Source organism: Blautia sp. OF03-15BH (assembly GCF_003463065.1).
Classification (GTDB): Bacteria; Bacillota; Clostridia; order Lachnospirales; family Lachnospiraceae; genus Limivivens.
This window is the reverse complement of sequence record NZ_QSCM01000009.1, coordinates 17282-39984: the sequence shown is the minus strand read 5'-3', so window position 1 is coordinate 39984 and position 22703 is coordinate 17282. Positions and strand designations below refer to the sequence as shown.

22 protein-coding genes are annotated in these 22703 nt (G+C 48.8%); 19 read left to right on the top strand and 3 right to left on the bottom strand.

Translation table 11 applies throughout. The features are described 5' to 3' along the window. The first annotated feature begins 79 nt into the window (after positions 1-79). From DXA57_RS10790 to rpsI, 17 genes are all read left to right on the top strand, one after another. Positions 80-1225: a 1-propanol dehydrogenase PduQ gene (locus tag DXA57_RS10790; RefSeq protein WP_117767387.1), complete on the top strand. Its 1146-nt coding sequence runs from the start codon at positions 80-82 to the stop codon at positions 1223-1225. A gap of 521 nt (positions 1226-1746) precedes the next feature. Further along, the gene (locus DXA57_RS10785; protein ID WP_442857676.1) at positions 1747-3159 is read left to right on the top strand and encodes an ABC transporter substrate-binding protein; all 1413 of its coding nucleotides are present in this window, start codon (positions 1747-1749) and stop codon (positions 3157-3159) included. 112 nt (positions 3160-3271) lie between these two features. Beyond that, positions 3272-4114: a carbohydrate ABC transporter permease gene (locus DXA57_RS10780; protein WP_117767385.1), complete on the top strand. Its 843-nt coding sequence runs from the start codon at positions 3272-3274 to the stop codon at positions 4112-4114. Beyond that, positions 4114-4953: a carbohydrate ABC transporter permease gene (locus DXA57_RS10775; RefSeq protein WP_117767384.1), complete on the top strand. Its 840-nt coding sequence runs from the start codon at positions 4114-4116 to the stop codon at positions 4951-4953. The genes DXA57_RS10780 and DXA57_RS10775 overlap by 1 nt, the downstream gene beginning before the upstream one ends. Before the next feature lie 85 nt (positions 4954-5038). Then, positions 5039-6523, top strand: coding sequence for a 4-alpha-glucanotransferase (gene malQ, locus DXA57_RS10770; RefSeq protein WP_117767383.1), 1485 nt, complete (start codon positions 5039-5041; stop codon positions 6521-6523). Positions 6524-6658: 135 nt separating this feature from the next. Then, the gene (locus DXA57_RS10765; RefSeq protein ID WP_117767468.1) at positions 6659-7690 is read left to right on the top strand and encodes a LacI family DNA-binding transcriptional regulator; all 1032 of its coding nucleotides are present in this window, start codon (positions 6659-6661) and stop codon (positions 7688-7690) included. Positions 7691-7952: 262 nt separating this feature from the next. Then, positions 7953-8813 (top strand): energy-coupling factor transporter ATPase, encoded by an 861-nt coding sequence (locus DXA57_RS10760; RefSeq protein WP_117767382.1) that lies wholly within the window; start codon positions 7953-7955, stop codon positions 8811-8813. Next, positions 8789-9691, top strand: a complete 903-nt coding sequence (locus DXA57_RS10755; protein ID WP_117767381.1) for an energy-coupling factor transporter ATPase — start codon at positions 8789-8791, stop codon at positions 9689-9691. Before DXA57_RS10760 ends, DXA57_RS10755 begins: the two co-directional genes overlap by 25 nt. Continuing rightward, positions 9688-10494: an energy-coupling factor transporter transmembrane component T family protein gene (locus tag DXA57_RS10750; protein WP_117767380.1), complete on the top strand. Its 807-nt coding sequence runs from the start codon at positions 9688-9690 to the stop codon at positions 10492-10494. The genes DXA57_RS10755 and DXA57_RS10750 overlap by 4 nt, the downstream gene beginning before the upstream one ends. 80 nt (positions 10495-10574) lie before the next feature. Continuing rightward, a complete protein-coding gene (gene truA / locus DXA57_RS10745) occupies positions 10575-11312 on the top strand; it encodes a tRNA pseudouridine(38-40) synthase TruA (RefSeq protein ID WP_117767379.1) in 738 nt (245 codons plus the stop codon). 147 nt (positions 11313-11459) lie between these two features. After that, positions 11460-12155 (top strand): LytR/AlgR family response regulator transcription factor, encoded by a 696-nt coding sequence (locus DXA57_RS10740; RefSeq protein ID WP_117767378.1) that lies wholly within the window; start codon positions 11460-11462, stop codon positions 12153-12155. 12 nt (positions 12156-12167) lie between these two features. Continuing rightward, positions 12168-13457 carry a sensor histidine kinase gene (locus DXA57_RS10735; protein WP_117767377.1) on the top strand — a complete coding sequence of 430 codons (1290 nt, stop codon included), beginning with the start codon at positions 12168-12170 and terminating at the stop codon, positions 13455-13457. Positions 13458-13461: 4 nt separating this feature from the next. Beyond that, positions 13462-14142: a YhfC family glutamic-type intramembrane protease gene (locus DXA57_RS10730; RefSeq protein ID WP_117767376.1), complete on the top strand. Its 681-nt coding sequence runs from the start codon at positions 13462-13464 to the stop codon at positions 14140-14142. Beyond that, the gene (locus tag DXA57_RS10725) at positions 14139-14555 is read left to right on the top strand and encodes a DUF3887 domain-containing protein (RefSeq protein WP_117767375.1); all 417 of its coding nucleotides are present in this window, start codon (positions 14139-14141) and stop codon (positions 14553-14555) included. The genes DXA57_RS10730 and DXA57_RS10725 overlap by 4 nt, the downstream gene beginning before the upstream one ends. A gap of 108 nt (positions 14556-14663) precedes the next feature. After that, on the top strand, positions 14664-15587 hold the full coding sequence (locus DXA57_RS10720; RefSeq protein WP_117767374.1) for an acyltransferase domain-containing protein: 924 nt from the start codon (positions 14664-14666) through the stop codon (positions 15585-15587). A 365-nt stretch (positions 15588-15952) separates the two neighbouring features. Further along, positions 15953-16381: a 50S ribosomal protein L13 gene (gene rplM / locus DXA57_RS10715; protein ID WP_117767373.1), complete on the top strand. Its 429-nt coding sequence runs from the start codon at positions 15953-15955 to the stop codon at positions 16379-16381. 19 nt (positions 16382-16400) lie between these two features. After that, a complete protein-coding gene (rpsI, locus tag DXA57_RS10710; RefSeq protein ID WP_117767372.1) occupies positions 16401-16790 on the top strand; it encodes a 30S ribosomal protein S9 in 390 nt (129 codons plus the stop codon). A 402-nt stretch (positions 16791-17192) separates the two neighbouring features. Here the strand turns inward: rpsI and DXA57_RS10705 are convergent, their stop codons facing one another. The 3 genes from DXA57_RS10705 to DXA57_RS10690 form a co-directional block, all read right to left on the bottom strand. Next, positions 17193-17504, bottom strand: a complete 312-nt coding sequence (locus DXA57_RS10705) for a phage integrase N-terminal SAM-like domain-containing protein (protein ID WP_243005772.1) — start codon at positions 17502-17504, stop codon at positions 17193-17195. A 490-nt stretch (positions 17505-17994) separates the two neighbouring features. Continuing rightward, the gene (locus DXA57_RS10695; RefSeq protein WP_117767371.1) at positions 17995-19311 is read right to left on the bottom strand and encodes a sensor histidine kinase; all 1317 of its coding nucleotides are present in this window, start codon (positions 19309-19311) and stop codon (positions 17995-17997) included. Then, complete coding sequence (locus tag DXA57_RS10690; RefSeq protein ID WP_117767370.1) at positions 19311-20033, bottom strand: LytR/AlgR family response regulator transcription factor; 723 nt, start codon at positions 20031-20033, stop codon at positions 19311-19313. The genes DXA57_RS10695 and DXA57_RS10690 overlap by 1 nt, the downstream gene beginning before the upstream one ends. Before the next feature lie 169 nt (positions 20034-20202). On the opposite strand from DXA57_RS10690, the gene DXA57_RS10685 reads away from it, so the two are divergent. Together DXA57_RS10685 and DXA57_RS10680 are read left to right on the top strand one after the other, a co-directional pair. Then, the gene (locus DXA57_RS10685) at positions 20203-20583 is read left to right on the top strand and encodes a response regulator (RefSeq protein ID WP_117767369.1); all 381 of its coding nucleotides are present in this window, start codon (positions 20203-20205) and stop codon (positions 20581-20583) included. A gap of 50 nt (positions 20584-20633) precedes the next feature. Next, positions 20634-22697: a hypothetical protein gene (locus DXA57_RS10680; RefSeq protein ID WP_117767368.1), complete on the top strand. Its 2064-nt coding sequence runs from the start codon at positions 20634-20636 to the stop codon at positions 22695-22697. Positions 22698-22703 lie beyond the last annotated feature (6 nt).

The following is a 22703-nucleotide window of genomic DNA, read 5'->3' as shown; positions in this document are numbered from 1 at the left end:
AACGATTCACAATCCATCACCAAAAGAAAAAACGGGGGAAACAAAAGCTGTCCCGGAGGATAGCAGAAGGGGTAAAGGTATGCATAGTTTTGACATTAAAACCAAGATTTACTACGGCGACGGTGCGCTGGACCGCCTGACTCAGATACCGTACAAAAAAGTCATGATCATCACAGATCCGTTCGTGGTGCAGAGCGGTATGGTTATGATGATCACCAGCCGCCTGGATGAGGCAAAGATTGAATTTGAAGTATTTAAGGATGTCGTTCCAGACCCACCCATTGATAAAGTGGTAGCCGGAGTGAAAGCAGTCATGGATTATAAGCCTGAGGCTATCGTGGCAGTGGGCGGCGGTTCTGCCATTGATTCCGCCAAAGCGATCCGTGAGTTTGCTTCCCGGGTAGGCGGACTGGACAATATTGCCCTTATTGCAGTTCCGACTACCAGTGGAACCGGATCAGAGGTAACCTCTTTCTCTGTGATCTCAGATCCGCAGGAGCAGAGAAAATATCCGCTGGTTTCCGACAGCCTGCTTCCGACAGAGGCAATCCTGGATGCGGAACTCACCCGTTCGGTTCCGCCTTCTATTACTGCTGATACCGGAATGGATGTCTTTACGCATGCACTGGAAGCCTATGTCAGCACCCAGAGTACAGAGTTTTCAGCAGCTCTTTCCGAGAAAGCCATTGAAATCTGCGGAACCTTCCTTCTCAGAGCTTATCTAGACGGAAACGATACGCATGCCAGAAAGAAGATGCATATCGCTTCCTGTCTGGCCGGTCTTTCCTTTAATGCTGCTTCTCTTGGGATCAACCACAGCCTGGCACACCAGCTGGGAGCTCATTTCCATATTCCTCACGGAAGAGCCAACGCCATGCTGCTTCCTCACATCATTGAGTACAACAGCATGATCTCCAAGAACAGCCGGAGCCAGAAGACCTATCCGCGCCAGGTAGAGAAGTACTGCACGATCGCAAGACTTCTTGGCGTACAGAACTTCAACACTGTGACCACGATCCGTGCCCTGGTAGCCTGGGTACAGTTTATGCTCCGGGAGATGGATATTCCCTTAAGTATTTCCCAGACCGGAAAATGCACCAGAGCAGAATATTTCAAAGCGATCCCGGATATGGCAGAAGCAGCTCTTCAGGATGCCTGCACTCCAACCAATCCGAGACAGCCATCCAAAGATGACATCATGGAGATTTACGAAAAACTCTGGTAAGAAAATCAGACCTGACTGCACAGCTCCCCCTGTTCAGTCAGGTTTTTTTGTATCAGAAAGTTCCAACATCCAATAGAACTCTCTGTTATGCCGAAAGCCCTTCGGACAGTCTCTTTTTTTCAATCAGTCACTACCAGTGCCGAATCCCAAACTTCGTCAGGCTCCATGTGGAGTCAGGGCAAACCTTACTAAATCTTTTGATTTTCCAATCCACATAATAGTCACAAAGCATTTTTTCTACAAAAAAAGTAAAAATTCCCACCAGTATAAAAACTGCACAAAAAGCATATAATAAACTTGGATAAAGTGAATAAAAAATAAAAAACACTCAAAAAACACTTGTCAAACTATCCAATTGGTGCTACTATAAAGCCATCAACCGGTAACGTTACCGGAAACGTTACTGACAACGTTCCCGAAACGTTCCAGTCGGCACTAATTATCTATCTAATTATGAAAGAAAGAGGGATTTCAAAATGAAAAATTTAAAGAAAATCACAGCACTTGGACTTTCAGCAGCCATGGTAATGAGCATGGTTCCGGCAACACTGGCATCTGCAGATGAGGAAACAGGAAAGGTTTACTATCTGAACTTCAAACCGGAGCAGGCTACACAGTGGGAAGATCTGGCAGCAAAATACACCGAGGAGACCGGCGTACAGGTAGACGTAGTTACCGCAGCTTCCGGAACCTATGAATCCACTCTGAAATCTGAAATGGCAAAGGCAGAGGCACCGACCCTGTTCCAGGTAAACGGTCCTGTTGGTCTTGCTACATGGAAAGATTACTGCTATGACCTGAAAGACAGTGAGATTTACAAACATCTGAAGAGCGATGATTTCGCACTGAAGAACGATGACGGTTCCGTACAGGGTATCGCTTACGTAATCGAGACCTACGGTCTGATCTACAACAAGAAACTTCTGAACGATTACATGGCAACGGACGGAGCAGTGATCTCCTCTGTTGACGAGCTCAACAATTTTGAAACTCTGAAAGCAGTAGCAGATGACATCCAGGCAAAGAAAGATGATCTGGGAATCGAGGGAGCTTTCGCTTCTACCGGTTTTGATTCTTCTTCCGACTGGAGATTCAAGACACATCTGGCAAACCTGCCGATCTACTATGAGTACAAGGCAGATGGCATCAACTCTACCGATGCGATCAAAGGAACCTACCTTGACAACTACAAACAGATCTTCGATCTTTACATCACAGATTCCACCTGTGAGCCGACTGTACTTTCCAGCAAGACCGGTGAGGATGCAGCTTCCGAATTCGCACTTGGCGAGGCTGTCTTCTATCAGAATGGTACCTGGGCATACAATGATATCAAAGATAACGAAGTAGCAGATGAAGATCTGGGTATGCTTCCGATCTACATTGGTGTAGAAGGAGAAGAGAATCAGGGTCTGTGTACCGGAAGTGAGAACTACTGGTGCGTAAACAACAAGGCATCTGAGGCTGACATTCAGGCAACTCTGGACTTCATGAACTGGGTAATCAGCAGCGATGAGGGAAGAACCTCTCTCTCCCAGGATATGGGCTTTGTAACTCCGTTTGATACCTTCACAGAAGAGTATCAGGCACAGAATCCGCTTGTAACCGCAGCAAACGAGTACATCGATGCAGGTAAAGAGTCTGTTGCATGGTGCTTCACCACAATGCCGTCTGAGAACTGGAAAAACGGCGTGGGTAGTGCACTTCTTGAGTATGCACAGGGAACTGGCGACTGGGATGCAGTGAAGACCGCATTTGTTGACGGCTGGGCAGCTGAGTATGCAGAGCAGAATGAGGGAGCAGCAGAGGATGCTACAGAGGCAGCTTCTGAGGCAGATACCGAAGCAGCTTCTGAGGCAGCTACAGAGACATCTACAGAGGCAGATACCGAAGCAGCTGAAACTGAGACCGAGACAGCAACTGAGGCCGCATAAGCAGCAATGAAAAAAGGGGCGGGCGAGAGATCGCCTGCCTTTCTTTTGCCAGATAGGAAACTTCCCCGGGTTTCCTATCCGGCAAAAACCTTAAGACTGGAAAGGTGAGATTATGGAAAAAGCAATCAAGAGATATTTTCCGATCTTCGTGCTTCCTACGATGATCGCATTTACACTGGGATTTATCATTCCATTTGCAGAAGGTGTATACCTGTCCTTCTGTAAATTCACAACGGTTAATGATGCAAAATTTATTGGACTTTCCAACTATGGCAAAGTATTCAAAGACAGTACCTTTGTACACGCATTCTGGTATACGGCAGCCTTTACGGTAGTCAGTGTGATCCTGATCAATGTACTGGCGTTTGCAGTGGCACTGCTTCTGACAAAAGGCATCAAAGGAACCAACGTTTTCCGTACCGTATTTTTCATGCCGAACCTGATCGGCGGTATCGTGCTTGGTTACATCTGGCAGCTGCTCTTAAACGGCATCCTGATGAAATTCAGCCGTACGCTGACGTATTCCTCCACCTTTGGTTTCTGGGGACTGGTCATTCTGATGTGCTGGCAGCAGATCGGTTATATGATGATCATCTACATTGCCGGTATCCAGAATATCCCGGGAGAACTGATCGAGGCAGCCGAGATCGATGGAGCCACCAAAAGACAGGTCCTGAAGAGTGTTACCATTCCCATGGTAATGCCGTCCATCACCGTCTGCACCTTCCTGACACTGACCAACTCCTTCAAGCTCTTTGACCAGAACCTGGCGCTGACCAATGGTGAGCCGTCCAAGATGTCTGAGATGCTTGCACTGAATATTTTCAATACCTTCTACGGCAGAGCCGGTTATGAAGGCGTGGGCCAGGCGAAAGCAGTGATCTTCTTCATTCTGGTTGCAGCGATTGCCCTGACACAGAACTATCTGACCAGAAGAAAGGAGGTTCAGCAGTAATGGAAAAGAGAAAAACGAAACACGGTGCACTGCTGACAACGATTTTCAGCATCATTTCCGTAGTCTATATGTTCCCCATCCTGCTGGTTCTGATGAACTCCTTCAAGAAGAAGGCATACATCAGCCGCAAACCCTTTGCTATCCCCAGTGGAAAAATGTATGTGGGACTGGACAACTATTTCCGCGGCGTCAAACAGGCAAACTTTTTCGAAGGTGCCAAATGGAGCCTGGTCATTACCGTTGGTTCTGTATTCCTGATCCTTCTGTGTACCTCCATGTGTGCTTGGTATATCGTTCGTGTGAAAAGCATTGTTACCAGCGCAATTTATTATCTGTGCCTGTTTGCTATGATCGTACCGTTCCAGATGGAGATGTTTACCCTGTCAAAGCTGGCAAACACTCTGAAGCTGAACACTCCCTGGGGACTCTGGATCATCTATCTTGGCTTTGGCGCCGGTCTTGCGGTCTTCATGTTTACCGGCTTTGTCAAATCCATTCCGCTGGAGATCGAGGAAGCGGCTATGATCGATGGCTGTAACCCGCTGCAGACCTTCTTTGGCGTGGTACTTCCGATCATGAAACCGACCTGCGTGACCGTAGCGATCCTTCAGACCATGTGGATCTGGAATGACTATCTGCTTCCTTATCTGGTACTGGATCTGAAAAAATATACCACCATTCCGATTGCTGTTCAGTATCTGAAAGGCGGTTACGGTTCTGTTGATATGGGAGCTATGATGGGTGTACTGGTTCTGGCGATCATCCCTATTATTGTGTTCTATCTTTTCTGCCAGAAATATATTATTGAAGGCGTTGTGGCAGGAGCTGTAAAGGGCTGATTTTTTGCAGAACGGATTTTTTCCTTGCAAAGGATAAAGGATTTGATTATACTTAAAATTTGGAAAAAGAGTTGGAGGATAAATTATGAGAGCATGTGGAATGTTGCTTCCTGTTTCGAGCCTTCCGTCTCCCTATGGTATCGGAGCATTTTCAGAGAGCGCATATCGTTTTGTAGACACATTAAAGGAAGCCGGACAGAAATACTGGCAGATCCTGCCGTTGGGACCCACCAGTTACGGGGATTCTCCGTATCAGTCATTTTCCACCTTTGCTGGAAATCCTTATTTTATCGATCTGGATCAGCTGATCAAAGAAGGACTGCTTCTGCAGGAAGAGTGTGATGCCTGTGATTTTGGCAGTGATCCCAGATATATCGACTATGGAAAACTGTACGGATCCCGTTTTACTCTGCTGAAAAAAGCTTATATCCGCAGTCTGGAAAAGCCGGAAGAAGCTTTTGAAGTATTCAAAAAAGAAAACAGCGAGTGGGTCGGAGAATATGGTCTTTATATGGCTGTAAAAAAACACTTCAACAGTGTGAGCTGGAATCAGTGGGATGAAGATATCCGGAACCGGGAAGAGAAGGCCATGGAGCATTACCGTGAGCTGTGCCGGGAGGAGATCGACTTCTACGCCTGGCTGCAGTATGAGTTTTATACCCAGTGGGGAGCACTGAAGGATTACGCCAACCAAAATGGAATTCAGATCATCGGTGACATTCCGATTTATGTGGCTTTTGACAGTGCGGACACCTGGGCTGCACCGGAGATGTTCCAGTTTGATGAGAAAAACGAACCGAAGGCTGTGGCAGGCTGCCCGCCTGATGGTTTTTCCGCTACAGGTCAGCTGTGGGGCAATCCTCTTTATGATTGGGAATATCATAAAAAGACAGGTTATCAGTGGTGGATCCGCCGGATCGAGTACTGCTTTAAACTCTATGATATCGTACGTATCGATCATTTCCGTGGTTTTGACGAGTATTATTCCATTCCTTACGGGGATGAGACCGCAGAATTCGGGCACTGGGAAAAGGGACCGGGTATCGATCTTTTCAATGCATTGAAAGAAGCACTGGGAGAGGTTCCCGTTATTGCGGAGGATTTGGGATTTCTGACACCAACGGTTCTTCAGCTGGTAAAAGATACCGGTTATCCGGGTATGAAGGTGCTGGAGTTTGCTTTTGATTCCAGAGAAGAGAGCGATTACCTGCCGCACACTTATCCGAGAAACTGTGTGGTTTATACAGGAACGCATGACAATGAAACCGTCAGCGGCTGGTACAAGGAACTGAATGATCAGGATCGGAAATTTGCGGATGATTATCTGAATCTTTATGGAAGAAAAGAAGAAGAGATCCCCATGGAATTTGTCCGTGCGGCTCTGTCCAGTGTGGCTGATACGGCGATCATTCCGGTACAGGACTATCTTGGACTGGGAAAAGAAGCACGGATTAACACTCCGTCCACGCTTGGAAATAACTGGAAATGGAGAATGCTGGAGGGAGAGATCACTCCGGAACTGACAGCTAGGATTCGCCGGATGACCAAACTTTACGGTCGTCTTGCATAAAAAATTTAGAGTTCACTAACAGAGAGTCTCCGCCTGGCTGGAACAAAAGCCGGGCAGAGACTTTGACTGCATAAGAAGAAAATAGAACTGTGACCCTGCAAAACAGTTATGAAAAAACGGAAAAGAGGTGAAGGCATGGAGAGTATTACGATCAAGGATGTGGCACGGATCTGCGGCGTGGGAGTCAGTACGGTTTCCCGCGCGATCAACAATCATCCAGATATCAATCCGGAGACAAAGGAAATGATCATGCAGGTCATCAAGGAAAACCATTATGTTCCAAACAACAGTGCCCGTAATCTGAAACGTTCCGATGCCAGAGCCATTGCCATTTTGATCAAGGGTATCAGCAATCCATTTTTTAACAGCATGATCAAGGTATTTGAAGAAGAGATCCAGAAGAAGAAATATACGCTGGTTCTTCAGCATGTAGATGAGTGGCAGGATGAGACAGAAGTGGCTCTGGAGCTGGAGAAAGAGAAACGGCTGAGAGGAATCGTATTTCTGGGTGGTTTCGCCTCCCATTCTGAGGAGCAGCTGAAAAAGATACCGGTGCCGTTTGTTTTAAGTACGGTAAGTCTTCTGGGAGAAGAATATAAGAATGATTATTCTTTTGTCTCCGTAAATGATGTGGAGGAGAGCTTCCGTATGACGGATTATCTCATCCGGCAAGGACATGAAAAGATCGCAATTCTTTGTTCCAGTGAAAATGATGTGAGTATCGGTGCGCTCCGTCTGGCCGGTTATAAAAAGGCTCTGGAAAGCCATCGGATTCCGGTGGAGGAAAGCAGGATCCGCCATATGGATCCGGAAGTGGATACCTATTCCATAAAGAGCGGTTATAAGCTGACGAGAGAACTTCTGGATGAAGGAGTGGACTGTACAGCGATTTTTGCCCTTTCTGACAGCATGGCCATAGGAGCTGTCCGTGCCCTGATCGATGCCGGGAAAAAAGTACCGGAGGATATTTCGGTAGCTGGCTTTGATGGAACGGAGATGGCTGCTTATTATAATCCGGCCATTACAACGATCCGCCAGCCTGCGGAAATCATGGCAAAAGAGACGATCAAGCTTCTTTTTGACAGTATCAAGAAAAAGACCAAAGTACAGCAGCTGATCTTTGACGGGGAGCTGGTGCCAGGAGAATCGGTAAAAAAGAGAAAGTGAATGAAAAGATCCCGGAAAGCCTGTTTGAAAAGGAAACTTCCGGGATTTTTTTTGTTGCTTTTTGGGCAGATGGAAACCATGCTTGCATTTTTTAGGAAACCATTCAGCGGAGCCGTTGACAAGGTCTGTCAAATGAAATAAAATGGACGGGATACAAAAAGGAACATTTGTCCAAAGCAGGGACAGAGGTTCCGTGCGCCGGGAAGCCTTAGGACTCCCGGACGCGAAAACGATTCAGATGTGTTCTTAACCAGGAGGAAACATGAATATCATTAAAGCAGTAAAACTGGCCTACGAGTACAAGCGTTACGGCGAAGACGGACAGGTGGAAGAAACGCTTCGGGCGGTGGACGGCGTGGATCTGGATGTAAAAAAGGGTGATTTTGTGGCAATTCTGGGTCACAATGGTTCTGGAAAATCAACCTTGGCCAAACAGATCAATGCTCTTCTGGTCCCTACAGAAGGAACTCTTTATGTGGACGGAATGGATACGAAGGATCCGGAAAAGGTCTGGGATATCCGTCAGAGTGCCGGTATGGTTTTTCAGAATCCGGACAACCAGATCATTGGTTCTGTGGTGGATGAAGATGTAGGTTTCGGACCGGAAAACATGGGAATCCCCACGAAAGAGATCTGGGAGCGGGTGGAAGAGAGTCTGCGGTCAGTAGGAATGTGGGAGTATCGCCATTCTTCTCCGAATAAGCTTTCCGGCGGTCAGAAACAGCGGGTGGCAATCGCAGGTGTAGTAGCTATGCATCCGAAATGTATCGTTCTTGACGAGCCGACGGCTATGCTGGATCCCGTGGGAAGAAAAGATGTTATCCGTACCGTACGTGCCCTGAATATGGTGGAAGATGTGACAGTCGTCCTCATTACCCACTATATGGAAGAGGTCATTTATGCGGACAAAGTGATTGTCATGGACGATGGAAAAGTCGTCATGCAGGGAACACCGGGAGAGATTTTTTCTCAGGTGGATACTCTGAAAAAATACCGGCTGGATGTTCCACAGGTGACGCTTCTGGCCTACGAACTGAAGAAAGCCGGACTGGATTTGCCTGCCGGCATTTTGAGTATTGAGGAATTGGTGGATAATTTATGTCAATTAAAATCGAACATGTAAGCCATTTATATGGGGAAGGCGAGGCTTTTGAAAAAAAAGCACTGAATGATGTAACGATGGAGATTCCGGATGGACAGTTCTTAGGTGTCATCGGACATACCGGCTCCGGAAAATCGACGCTGATCCAACATCTGAATGGTCTTCTGAAAGCAACCTCCGGAACGATCTACTATAATAATGAAGATATTTATCAGGAAAATTATGATATGAAAAAGCTGAGAAGCAAGGTTGGACTGGTTTTTCAGTATCCGGAGCACCAGCTTTTTGAAATCGATGTTTTTTCTGATGTCTGCTTTGGCCCGAAAAATCTGGGACTTCCACAGGAAGAGATCGAGGCTCGTGCAAAAGAAGCTCTGGAGCATGTAGGTCTGGGACCGGATTTTTATAAAAAATCACCGTTTGAGCTTTCTGGAGGACAGAAGAGAAGAGTTGCCATTGCGGGAATTCTGGCGATGGAGCCGGAAGTGATCGTTCTGGATGAACCAACCGCAGGACTGGATCCCAAAGGACGGGATGAAATTCTGGATTTGGTGGCAGAACTTCATCAGGTGAGAAAAATCACAGTTGTGCTGGTTTCTCACAGTATGGAGGATGTGGCCAAATACGTAGACAGGCTTATCGTTATGGACGATGGAAAAGTCCGTTTTGACGGAACGCCAAGAGAAGTCTTTTCTCACTATAAAGAGCTGGAAAAGCTGGGACTGGCGGCACCACAGGTCACTTATGTGACCCATGCATTAAAAGAAAAAGGCTGGGATATAGACACAGATGCCACGACTGTGGAAGAAGCGAAGAATGCAATATTAAAAGCCCTGAAGCGCCCGTTAAAAAAGACGGTATCTGAGAAGACAGATCCCGGAAAGGGGGCAGCTTTATGATCCGTGATATCACCATCGGACAGTATTATCCGGCAGAATCCGTGATCCATCGGCTGGATCCCAGAGTGAAGCTGGTCGGAACACTGACCTTTATCATTTCTCTGTTTTTGCACCGTTCCTTTCTGATGTATCTGGTGGCAGCTGTTTTCCTGACCATTGTGATCAAGGCTTCCAAAGTGCCTTTCCGCTTTATGATAAAAGGTTTAAAGGCGATCATGGTACTGCTTCTGATCACCGTGGTTTTCAATATGTTCCTCACGCCGGGAACGCCGTTTATCAGGATCTGGAAGCTGACCCTTACGGTGGAAGGTGTAAAACAGGCCGCTTTTATGGCGATCCGGCTGGCATTTCTGATCGTGGGCTCTTCCGTGATGACACTGACCACCACACCGAATCATCTGACGGACGGTATGGAAAAAGGTCTGGCGCCGCTGAACAAACTCCATGTACCGGTCCATGAGGTTTCCATGATCATGTCGATCGCACTTCGTTTTATTCCGATCCTTCTGGAGGAAACAGATAAGATCATGAAAGCGCAGGAAGCCAGAGGAGCGGATTTTGACTCCGGAAATCTGATCCAGAAAGCCAAGAGTCTGGTTCCTTTACTGGTGCCGCTCTTTATCTCTGCGTTCCGCCGTGCCAATGATCTTGCCATGGCTATGGAAGCCAGAGGCTACCGGGGCGGTGAAGGAAGAACAAAAATGAAGCCTCTGATCTATCAGAAAAGAGACCGGATGGCTTATGGAGTGCTTCTGGGATATCTTGCAGTTATGATCCTTGTGGGACGGTTTGCTCCGTTTTGATCAGCCGGGAAAAGGCGGTTTCCATACTCCGCTGCCTACAGCGGACAGAAGTTATGACTACGGAAAGATGAGGACAGGATATGAAGCGTGTAAAGATCGTGGTGGCCTATGACGGCACCAATTACTGCGGCTGGCAGGTCCAGCCTAACGGCCTCAGCGTACAGGAAGTGCTGGAAAAACATCTTTCGGACCTGCTGGGCGAGGAGATCCGTATCACCGGAGCCAGCCGGACGGACGCGGGAGTCCATGCTTTGGGAAACGTGGCGGCTTTCAATACCAGCGCACGGATGGCGGCGGATCGGATCTCTTTTGCCATGAATACCCGTTTGCCGGCAGATATCCGGATTCAGGAATCCGCAGAGGTTCCGATGGAATTTCATCCACGCTTTGCCAATACGGTGAAAACGTATGAGTACCGGATCTTTAACCGGAAATTCCCGGATCCGACGAAGCGTCTCTATTCCTTTTTTTATCATTATCCTCTGGATGTGGAGAAAATGCAGAGAGCTGCTGCCTATCTTGTCGGCGAGCATGATTTCAAGAGCTTCTGCACGGCAAAACCGGAAGTGACCAATACGGTCCGTACCGTATATTCACTGGATCTGAAACGGGAGGATGATATGATCACCCTCCGGATCCGGGGAAACGGCTTTCTCTATAATATGGTCCGGATCATCACCGGTACCCTGATCCGTGTGGGCGGCGGTTTTCTGGAGCCGGAGGATATCCCGAAGATCCTGGAAGCAAAAGACCGGGGCGCTGCAGGCGAGACGGCCCGCCCGGAAGGACTGACACTGGTGAAAATCGAATATGTATAAAAAGGCTGCAAAGCTGTTTCTATGGAAATGGCTTTGCAGTTTTTTTCTGTCTTTCAGGCGGAAAAACCGTACCTTGTGCGACACCTCTTGCGAAACGGGAGAGTTCCGTTTATACTGAGGACAGTCAAAACAGAAGGAGAAAAAAGCATGCTGAACATAGCCATTTGTGATGACAGCCGGGAGGACCGGAAACGGCTTCGAAAATTTCTCGAAGAGACGGGCTTTCTGGTTTCCATACAGGAATTTGAAAGCGGAGAAGCGCTGCTCCGCCTGGAAGAAACCTTTCCGGTCATTTTCCTGGATATTGATATGAAAGGGATCTCCGGGATCGAGACGGCCCGCCTCCTCCGGAAAAAAGACAAGAAAGCGAAGATTATCTATGTGACGGCCTACGATGACTTCCGGGAGTACGCTTTTTCCGTCCACGCCTTCGCTTACCTTGTGAAGCCTCTGGACGGGGAAAAAATACGGCAGATTTTAAAGGAAGCCATGGAGTACACGGAGGAAGAGGTGGACGTTCTTCTGGGCTTTGAGACGGAGACTGGCTTTCGCAAAATCGGAAGCCGGGATATTCTCTACTTGGAATACCGGAATCGAAAAGTCCGCCTTGTGACTCTGGCGGGAGAGTTCTGGCTGCGGGAAAGCATCGGAGCCATGGAAAAAAGACTGGCGCCCTACAGTTTCTACATGCCACACAAAAGCTTCGTGGTCAATTTTTTCCATGTGAAGAACCTGAAAGGCTACGATATCACGATGTCGGACGGCAGTCTGGTGCCGCTTTCCCAGAAGAAATCATCCGTGTTCCGGGAAGAGCTGGCGGTCTGGCTGTCAGAACAGATCTGAAGGAGGTGCAAAGTGGCCTGGTTGAATCTTTTTTTGCTTATGCTGGAATTTCTGACATTAAGCGTCTGCCAGTATGAGTTCCTTTCCCATAATGAAAGGATGATTTATCTGAAAAAAGGCTGGTATTTTCTCCTGTTTTTTGTGGATTATGCGGCGCTTTTTGCGGCAACCGCTCTGACGGGGGCAGACGGCAGAATACCGGCTACTGTGGGAAATCTGTTGTCGATTCTGGTGATTATTTTCGGGGTGCCGGTGATGGGAGCCATCGGTTTTCACCGGAGGGCGAAAGCGTTGGTGCTGGACGGGCTTTACGGTGTGTTTCTGCTCCTGACGATTCAGGGCGGAATCCTGGCGGCCATGTGGCTTTCGGTCCGACTGGAATTTAGCAGCATTTTGCTCTATGGGAATCTCGCCATGTTTTTGAAATGCCTGTTACTGATTATCGGCACCAGGCTTCTGACCTTTTTTATGGGAAAAAAGCTCAAAGGGAGACTTTCAGGAAAGCAGCTTTTATCCATCCTGATCCTGCCAGGGTTCAGTCTTTTTTATATTACTTCTCTGACGGAAATAAGCGGCGTTTACCTGCAGCTCTACGGGATGGAGCTTCTGACGGCCAATGTTGCGGCGGTCCTTTTGATGAACGTGTACTTTTTCTACCTGCTTTCCCATCTCATCCGCTCCCGGCGGCTGGAGGAGGAGCTGGCGCTTTATCAGCGGGAAAATGAGCTCCGCTACCACTATTATGAGGAGCTGGACCGGAAATACCGGGAGTCCCGGAAGGTGATCCACGATATGAAAAATCATCTGCAGGCCGTGGAGGATCTCTACGCCGGCCAGAAAACAGAGGCTGGGGATCGCTATGTGAAGGATCTCTACCATATGTTAAATGTGCTGGGAGAGAAGCGCTACACAGAAAATCAGATGCTCAACATCATTCTGAATGAGAAAATCCGGGAGGCGGAGGCAAAGGGCATCACGGTGACTGTCCGGGTGGGAGACATCGACCTTTCTGATATCAAGGAGATCGATCTTACCACGATTTTTGCTAATCTTCTGGATAATGCTATAGAGGCGGCGGGGAAGGACGGCAGGCTTTCCATCAAGTTGGATGAGGTCCGGGAGTTCCGGGTGGGCGAGATCCGAAACAGCATCCAGGCGGAGCAGAAGAAAAAGGAAGGCCATATGGGCCTTGGCCTTGGAAATGTCCGCAATACGCTGGAAAAATATCATGGCACGATGAAAATGGAGGAGACGAAAGAAGAGTTTCAGGTGCGGCTGATGCTTCCTATGGAAAAGAGGTGAGAGAATGATTGGAAATATACTGGGAAACGTCATCGGCTTCTTACTGATGCTCGGCGTTCCCCTGGCGGCCTGTATTTATTATTTATGGAGGCGGGACGGCAGAATCTGGATGTTTTTTGCGGGGATTCTGTCCTTTACGGTGTCCCAGCTTCTGATCCGGATCCCGCTCTTACAGTACGCCGGGAAAAAATGGGAGTGGCTGATGCTTCTTCCCTACACAAGCCTGGTGCTCTACTATGGGTTTCTGGGACTGACGGCGGGACTTTTTGAGGAGACGGGGCGCTGGGCGGCCTTCGGATTGATGAAGAGAAGACGGCGAGCCTTAGACTGGAAGGATGCGCTGGCTCTGGGCCTGGGCCATGGAGGCGTGGAAGCGGTCTGGGTGGCGGTGTCCGGTCTTCTGGCTGGAAATCTTGATTTTACTGCGGACGGCAGCCAGGTTCTCTTAGGGGGCGTGGAGCGGCTCTTTGCCATGACGCTTCATGTGGGCTTCAGCTTCCTGATTTTCAAAGGAGTAGAAGAAAAAAAGGCTCGCTGGTGGCTTCTGGCGGTGCTCCTTCACGGACTGACGGATTTTCAGCTGGTTATCGGAAATCTGGCTGTCGTGGAGGGACTCCTGGCTATTGAAGCCGTGGCGGTGCTATTATTGGTGATCCGGTTTGTCCGGAGAGAGGAGAGATCATGATGAAAAAGAGATATGGTTGGAAATTATTAGTTCTGGCAGCGCTGGTGGCCCTTCTGGCTGTGGGCTGCAGCAAGAGCAGCAAGCTTCCCGAGGGTTTTACGGAGGAAGGTGTGAAGACCCAGGCGGAAGCCGATATCAAGCTGGCGGAATCCAATGACTTTGAAGGCTGGAAAGCGCGTTTTGCGGATTCCCTGCAGAGCAGCATCACGGAAGAGGTGTATCAGCCCTATCTGGATATGCTTGCGAAGAAAGGCGACTTTGAATCCTTCGGAAAAACCGCCTTTGTGGGTCAGGAAAAAGAAGGCCAGAAATATGCGGCTGTGATCTATGTGGTCAAGTATGCGGAGGGCGAAATCAAGTATACCGTGGGCTACGACGAGGACATGAAACTAGTACAGTTTGTCGCCCAGTAAACGAGTTTACGGTTGTATGGCCGTACAAAATAAGCTATAATAAAAGACAGCATGAAAACGGGGAGAAGAGCGCTTCTCCCCAAACTTTTATCTGGAGGAAAAGGAGATATGACTGTCTACAAAACAGCAAGAGAAGAGATTTTAAAAGACTGGCAGGCAAACCTGCAGGATTTTGCATCTGAGCATGAATTTCCTGCAGAGGCCACAGAAAGCCTGCAGGATGCTCTGGAGATCATCGGAGCGGATGACCGCCTGTATGCAATCTTCCGCACCTGGGAAGAAAATTACTGGAAAGATCCGGATATGGATTATCAGACACTCTGGGCGACTCTGGAGGCCTTGGATGGAACAGACGGAATCTCCAAATATACGCTGGAGCTTCTTTTTATCATCGGAATCAGCAGACACACCAGAGAACTTTATGAGGAGCAGGGCATCAGCATGGAGATCTTCCACGATTCCATGGCGGATATGCACTGGAAACTTCTGGAGTGCCACAAAATGTATGGCATCTGGGGCACCTTTGTGATCGAATGGTTCCCCTGGTGGTTCCGGCTGAAGCGTTTTGCACTGGGACGTCTGCAGTTTGAACGGATTACTTTTGGAGATGAATATGAAAAAGACGGATTGATTCTTCATAAGGACAGTCCGGTGATAAATGTTCATATTCCTTCCTGCGGGCCGTTGGATCCGGAGGCGTTCAAGGCATCTTATGCAAAGGCGGCGGAATTTTATAAGGAAGAGTTCCAGGATCAGCCGCTGGTCTTTGTCTGCAATTCCTGGCTGCTTTTCCCGGCTCATAAGGAGATCTTGCCGGAATACTCTAATATCCGTGCGTTTATGAATGATTTTGATGTTTATAAGTCAAACGAAGACAACGGAGATCTCTGGAGAATCTATTATGGAGCCGAAGAGAAGGGTTTTGAGAATCTTCCAGAAAACACAGGTCTGGAACGGGCTTATAAAAAGTGGCTGATGGATGGTCATATGGCCGGTTATGCCAGAGGGGTTTATCTGTACCGTCCGGAATAAAGAGGGAATCCATGAACGTTCGGCAGCACAATCACAAGCAAGGGAAACTATCCGCGTAGACATAGGTAAAATGCTTGGAAGAAAATGTGGAAAATGTGGATTTTTCGCTTGACGTGTGGAAAAAAGCTGATATAATAACAGTGTTTGTGTGTTTATGCCTTTTTTCTGTGGATAAAAGGAAGGTTTTTTTCAGAAAATGTGGAAAAATCCCGAAAATCCGCAAAGAAAGTTTCAAAAAAAGGTTGACACACGTGGCAACGTATAATATAATAAATCACTGTGACATAGTTTGTAAACGCATAAGCCAAAGCCCCGGTAATGGCGTTTTACTATAATGCAATGAAAATTTCCAAGGAGGTAAATCCATGAAAACATTTATGGCTAATCCAGCAAAGATTGAGAGAAAATGGTATGTAGTAGACGCTACTGGCATGACCTTAGGTCGTCTGGCTTCTGAAGTAGCAAAGATCCTGAGAGGAAAGAATAAACCGGTATTCACCCCTCATGAAGATACAGGTGATTATGTGATCATCACCAACGCTGAGCACATCAAAGTAACCGGTAAGAAACTGGATCAGAAGATTTACTATCATCATTCTGATTATGTTGGTGGAATGAAAGAGACCACTCTGAGAGAAATGTTGAACAAGAAACCGGAGAAGGTTATCGAGCTCGCAGTTAAAGGCATGCTTCCGAAGGGACCCCTGGGAAGACAGATGATGACCAAACTTCATGTTTATGCTGGTGCTGAGCACAATCATCAGGCTCAGAAACCGGAAACATTAACATTTTAATTAGGAGGTAAGGGAAACAATGGCTAATAAATTCTACGGCACTGGAAGAAGAAAAAAATCCATCGCAAGAGTATACTTAGTACCGGGAACCGGTAAAGTAACCATCAATAAAAGAGATATCGATGAGTATCTTGGTCTTGAGACCCTGAAACTGATCGTTCGTCAGCCGCTGGTAGCAACCGAGACCGCTGATAAATTTGACGTTCTTGTAAATGTACGTGGTGGCGGTACAACCGGTCAGGCTGGTGCCATCCGTCATGGTATCGCAAGAGCTCTTTGCCAGGCAGATGCTGATTACAGACCTGTTCTGAAAAAAGCAGGCTTCCTGACTCGTGACCCGAGAATGAAAGAGAGAAAGAAACCGGGTCTCAAAGCAGCTCGTCGCGCTCCGCAGTTCAGCAAACGATAATCGACTGCTCAGACTATATCAAAAGGTTTACAAAACCCCGGAAAATCAAGGTTTTCCGGGGTTTTCTTATACCTAAACGGGTGACAAAAGTTTGACCTCATTTGACCAAACGAGAGCCGTTTTCACCCGATTTTTAGTGGTTAAATATAGGACAACCGGCAAAAATGGGGTCAAAAAACAGCCTTAGTTGTTAAAAAATAGGACAACCAGAGAGCAATTTCGGGGGTATTTTTGAGGGTGATTTTGGCACTCTCAGACACCGGATTTCAGAGATTCCGGCGATAGAAAGAGCCGTCACTTCACTTTTTATTTTGGAGTGGCGGCTTTTTCTATTTACGCGAGTAATGAGCCGGGCAGATATGCTTGCATATCTATTCGGCGAATACCGCGATAACGAGATTGTTATCTCGTCCAGAAGCAACAGCAACAATCAGAAATACGAGGTATGTCATCATCGTTCCAATTCATCTTCAATACTTTCTTGTAAAAGAAGCGGATTCCTGAATGGTAGTGATTGTATGTTTCCGGAGAAATTCCGGAAAGTCTCTTTTCGGTCAGAAATATATCAACATCATCATTTGTTAATGCATCTATATCCTTGGCTGTGTGGTTCAAAAAATGAGCAACACTGGTACAGTATGCATGAATCGTGGAATCCTTGAGATTCCGTTTATTCGCAGCATATCTAATCTGATTAAAAATTTCTTCGTACATAATAAAATCCTCCATGTAAAGTAAATCGTAAATGTAAAAACACTGCTTACATGGAGGAGCATTAGCATAATAAAACTGCTTGCCAGAAAGGCAACTCAATGGTATTCTTTTCATAGGCAGTGGGGATGTCGTTCCTGTTTGATTGTTGGTTGTGGTGACTTAACAATACTACTTATAGAACTTGGTTTCCACTGCTTTTTATTAACTATGCTTGTTTTTATAGTGAAACCCTCACGAAAGCCCCTCAACAAGTTTGGCAAACCCTCAAGAACTTTGATTATCCTACCAATATCAGGCGGACAACGACGGCGAATGGGGCGAAATTCGGTTCGATTTTGAAAACGGCACAGCCGAGATAGTAAAACTGGCAGATTGGGACACAGTGAAATCTAACGTCTTTGCAAAAACGGCGATCCGGTACATACAGGGATTTCCGGAAGCGGGACTGCTGAAATCTGTGACCGTGCCGTTTTGGAAAGGCAGGGCATAATTACCCGCAGAGCATGACCTTTATACAGAACAGGCCGTCCTGATAGGTAACCGTACTCACCCCGCTGGATTTTTCTGCGATGTGACGGACGGACTGAAGTCCGACGCCGTCTCCTTTTCGCTTGGAGGACTGGAATATGCCACCTATTTCGCGGATGACTCCGTCATAGGTGTTTTCAACCTGAATCAGTGCCAGACTGTTGCCATGCAGATAGGCTGTCAGTTTGATCCTGCGTCTGGCAGGTGCAGTACGCAGGCTGGCTTCCAGCGCATTTTCCAGCAGATTCGAGAGAACCAGACACAGATTGATTTCGTCTACAGGAAGACATTCCGGCAGATCAATCTGCACGGAAAATGGGATCTGCTCCCGCTTCGCAAGTGCACAGTAATACCCGACCACGCCGTCTGCCGCCCGGTTTTCACAGAAATGCAGCTCCAGACTCGGGATTCTGGAAACTGCGCCGGAAAGATAGGCTTTGATCTTTTCAAGATTCCCTTCTTCTGCAAGGGCAGCGAGCTGACATAGCTGGTGGCGCAGATCGTGCCGCGCCTGCCGTGCTTCCTCAATGGAAGCTTTCAGGCTTTCGTAGCGCTGCTGCTGCATGGAAAGCAGCTGGTTCTCCTGCTGCAATCTCACATTCCGGTTGATGCTGATCGCCATCAGAAGGAAGATTGCGTTAAAGAAAAGCATCAAAAACAAAAGTGCGATGCTGACCACAAAATACCCCTGCAAAACACGCCCGGTATAGAGCGTGTCCGCATACTTGGGAATCATAAACAGATTCAGCGCAATGAACACCAGCGGCAGCACCCAGAACACATACCAGGTCTGTGCAAAATTTTCGTCCTCGACCATCCTCCGCACGCTGTGCGTCGCAGGATAATAGGCGATGGCGGCAAACAGCCAGCAGATCGCATGATAGCAAATCACGGCCCGCAGACAGAACCATGGCGCAGCCTGCGCCTGTGGCAAACCGGCCAGCATAGCGGCGTTGAGCGCTCTTGCAAGGCTGTTGATACAGGCAAATACCGCACAGACGGACAACGCAATCGTTCCGGATTTCCAAAGCGAAATCCGGAGCGTTTTTATGTAGATCACGACTGCAAGCAAGGTTAGGCCTGCAAGTATCGGCGCAGTTGGCATGCGGCGCGCATAGCACATCACGCCTCCGGCGGCACAAAGCAGCGCAAGCAGCGGGGCAAGCCACAAAACAAGCTTTGACAGCGGCTGCTTTAAACTGGATTTTACCGGGAAGCAGGCGAGCAGCATGCCGGGAATCACCACGCCGAGTTCAAGAATTGGACGCAGCAACTCCATTATACCATCCGCCCCCTTTGAAGCAGGAATTCCATAAGCGCCTGCCGGGCGCTTTTCAGAAGGTCCTGACTGACAAACACGCGGTTTCCGTCCGCCATGCGGAAGGCGGCACCTTCCAGATCCTTCGCGTGTTCCAGATTCACGATCACTCCGCGCCCGCACACAAAAAAGCGTGTGTCATCCTTTAGTGGGGCGATGAACGTCTTGAAGGGTTGGCGTGTGGCAAGCGTCTTTTGAACCGTCGTATGGACGTAGATCAAGTGGGCGAAGTGTTCTGCATAGACGATGTCCTGATAGCGCAGATGGATCTCGCTTCCCTCCACCTTTAGCTCCATATATTTGTCCGGCTGCGGTATGCGGGCAAGCAGCTCGTCCGTCAGCGCGTCGATGTCCGCTTCGGTAAAGGGCTTGACCAGATAGTGCAGCGCCCGTACCTGAAAGCCCTCCAATGCATGGTCGGTCGAGGTCGTGATAAAAACCAGCAGGCAGTCAGTGTCGGTTTTCCGCAGCTTCTTTGCCGCCTCCATGCCCGTCATGCCATCCATATAAATATCCAGAAATGCGGCAGTAAAGGGCTCTTTCCTTGCCGCTTCCAGAAATGTCTCACCGCTTTCGTATTCCAGAATATCCGCCTGTACTTTTCTCCGCTGAAGCTGCCACTCCAGCCGGCCTTTCAGCAGTGTGCGTTCCGCGGCAAGATCATCCACAATCGCAATTCTCATGCAGGTTTCTCTCCTTGTGCTTAAATTCCAAGATAATTATATCACAGCTTGTCGAGGATGACAAAGAACTGCTGTCGGAATTCGTGCTAAAATCTCCCCTTTCGTGCCACGGCACTTGAAAAAAACGAATGGCCTTTTTATACTGAGCGCAAGCAAGATGCTAAATCGGATGAAGGAAGGAGTGAGATCTGTGTATCGTATTGCCGTGCTGGCAGAACAGGAAGCAGAGCGGCAGCGCTATGCCGAGCAAATTACCCGGTTTTGTGAAGCGAAGGGGCTGTTTCCGCAGGTCATGCAATATGACAATCAGGAACATTTTTTTGAAATGGCGCAGAAAGCTGATCTAACCAATGCCGTCATTGCACTTTCCGGGGTGGCAGGGTTGAATGCGGCGGAGCACCTTCGGTCCTTATGCCCCGCATGCCGGATGATATGGTGCAGTGACCTGGATTTCTCTCTTCATGCCTTCCGGCTGCGGGCCGACTATTTCCTGATGAAGCCGGTTTCCGAAGAAGCATTCCAGCGAGGACTGAATGCCTGGATTGAATAAACGGGCATCGAACCAAACCGGGACAACAAGTACAAAAATGGAGGATATCAATGAAAAAGAAAAAGTTACAATGTTCTGTACCAACCCTTCTGCTGGCCGGTGTGTTGTGCCTGACATCGGCGACCTGCGGTGCGAAGCAGTCTTCCGACGTGCCTGCATCGGATACAGACTCCGCGGTAAGCGCTGCCCTGCCGGTAAAGGCCATGAATGCCAAACGTGTTGACGAAAACCCTTATATGGCAAAAAGCGACGCCAACATTCACCACGACGGCTACAATACCGACTCTACGGATGAAGTCCTGCCTCTTGGCATCTATCCGGAGATCAATGTTTCCTATGAAAAAACCAACGCGAACGCTTCGCCTGCCATTTACTTTGACAGCTACGGCCACGCAGTCGTTCCGCTGCTCGGCGGCATCGCCATCCGCGATCTGAACGCGGAGGAAACCACGACGCTGGGCTATTTCTCCCCAAAGCAGCATGACGGCGGCGGTTACGTCATCCAGAGCTCCTATACGTTCCTGGACTCGGAAAACCGCATCGTCTGCCCCACCAGCAACAACCATGTGCTGATGCTGCGCGCAACCGATGAAGCAGGAAACGTCCTGCCGGAGTTTGAAAAGGTGCTGGATATCAACATCAAAGCTGCCGCCGAGGCTGCGCTTGGCAAGACGCTGGAGCAGAACCTGCTGTCTGTAGTGTTTGATTATGAAGGAAATCTCTGGTTTGCCACCGGCGGCTTCCGCATCTACCCGGAGCGCGAGCAGCAGGGCGTGATGGGCTACATTGCGCGCTCCGCCATCGACGCGATTTTAAATGGCGAACAGGCTGACCTCTCCGATGCAGTCTTTGTTTATGAGCTCACCCCCGGTGAGGGTGCGGAGAACGGGATTGCCGCCTCCAAGGACGGCACTGTCATACTGACGAACCAGAACTGCTATCTGCTGCGTGCCAATAACGGTGTCGAGGCTGTCTGGTGTACGCCGTATGAGAGTGTCGGCGCAAAGGTAAGCGGCGAGGGTGACAAGACCACCGGCGGCGGTCTTGCCTGGGGCGGCGGCTGCTCCCCGTCGCTGACGCCGGATCTTGTGATGTTCACCGACAACGCGGATCCCGTCAAGCTGCGGGCGCTCGATATGAAGACCGGTGAGATCGTTGCAAGCATGCCGGTGCTGGATGATCTGCCCGAGGGCTATCAGGTGGCGGTTGAAAACTCTGCCATCGTCTATGATGACAGCGAGGGCACCGTCAGCACCATCGTGTGCAACTGGTTCGGCGCAGGCAACGCAGGTCTTGCTGATCCCAACAGCGACTCTTCCATCCAGAGCTACGCCAACATCTATGATACGAACTGGCTGACAAAGGGCAACTGCATGATCGCGCCCGGCGTCGAACGTGTCGATACGGTCAAAACCGATTCCGGCTATGAGATGAAAAGCGTCTGGTGCCGCAATGATCTGAGCGACACGTCGATTATGAAGCTCTCCACCGCGACCGGCTATATCTACGGTTATGTGCAGGACTTGAACACCGGTATGTGGCAGTACATCATCCTGGACTTTGCAACCGGTGAGACTGTCTTTACCATGGATGTCTCCAACAAATACGGCTACAACAACATGGCCATCGGCATGTATGCCGGCAACAGCGGCAACGCACTCTATTGCCCAACGGGCTATCTGGAGCTACTGCGCTTGCAGGATCGCTTCGTTTATCTGCCCGAAATGCCGTACCGAGAGGTCGATCTCGATAAGGCTGCGCGGAACGTGCTGACACAGGAACAGTTTGAACAGGGCGGCGGCAAAGGTGAGGTCACAAGCTGGCGCAATACTGTCACTGTAGAAAATGTTCATCCCAACACGACGGTCTCGTTCCGGATGAACAACCTTTCCGGGGACGCCGCCGGACTGAAACTCTATGCCTACGGTGCAGACGGAAAGCTGGCGGAGGTCGGCAAAGAGCTGTGGTCGATCACGGATGAGAAAGGCGCTGCCGTGGATACCCTGTCCGATGGCACACTGTATGAGCTGCGTGTGAGTGTCGCAGACGGCGACGCGTTCGACCTGAGCGAGGCGGAAAAGGAGATCAAAATTTCCGTTGTACTTGCAAAGTAAGACTCA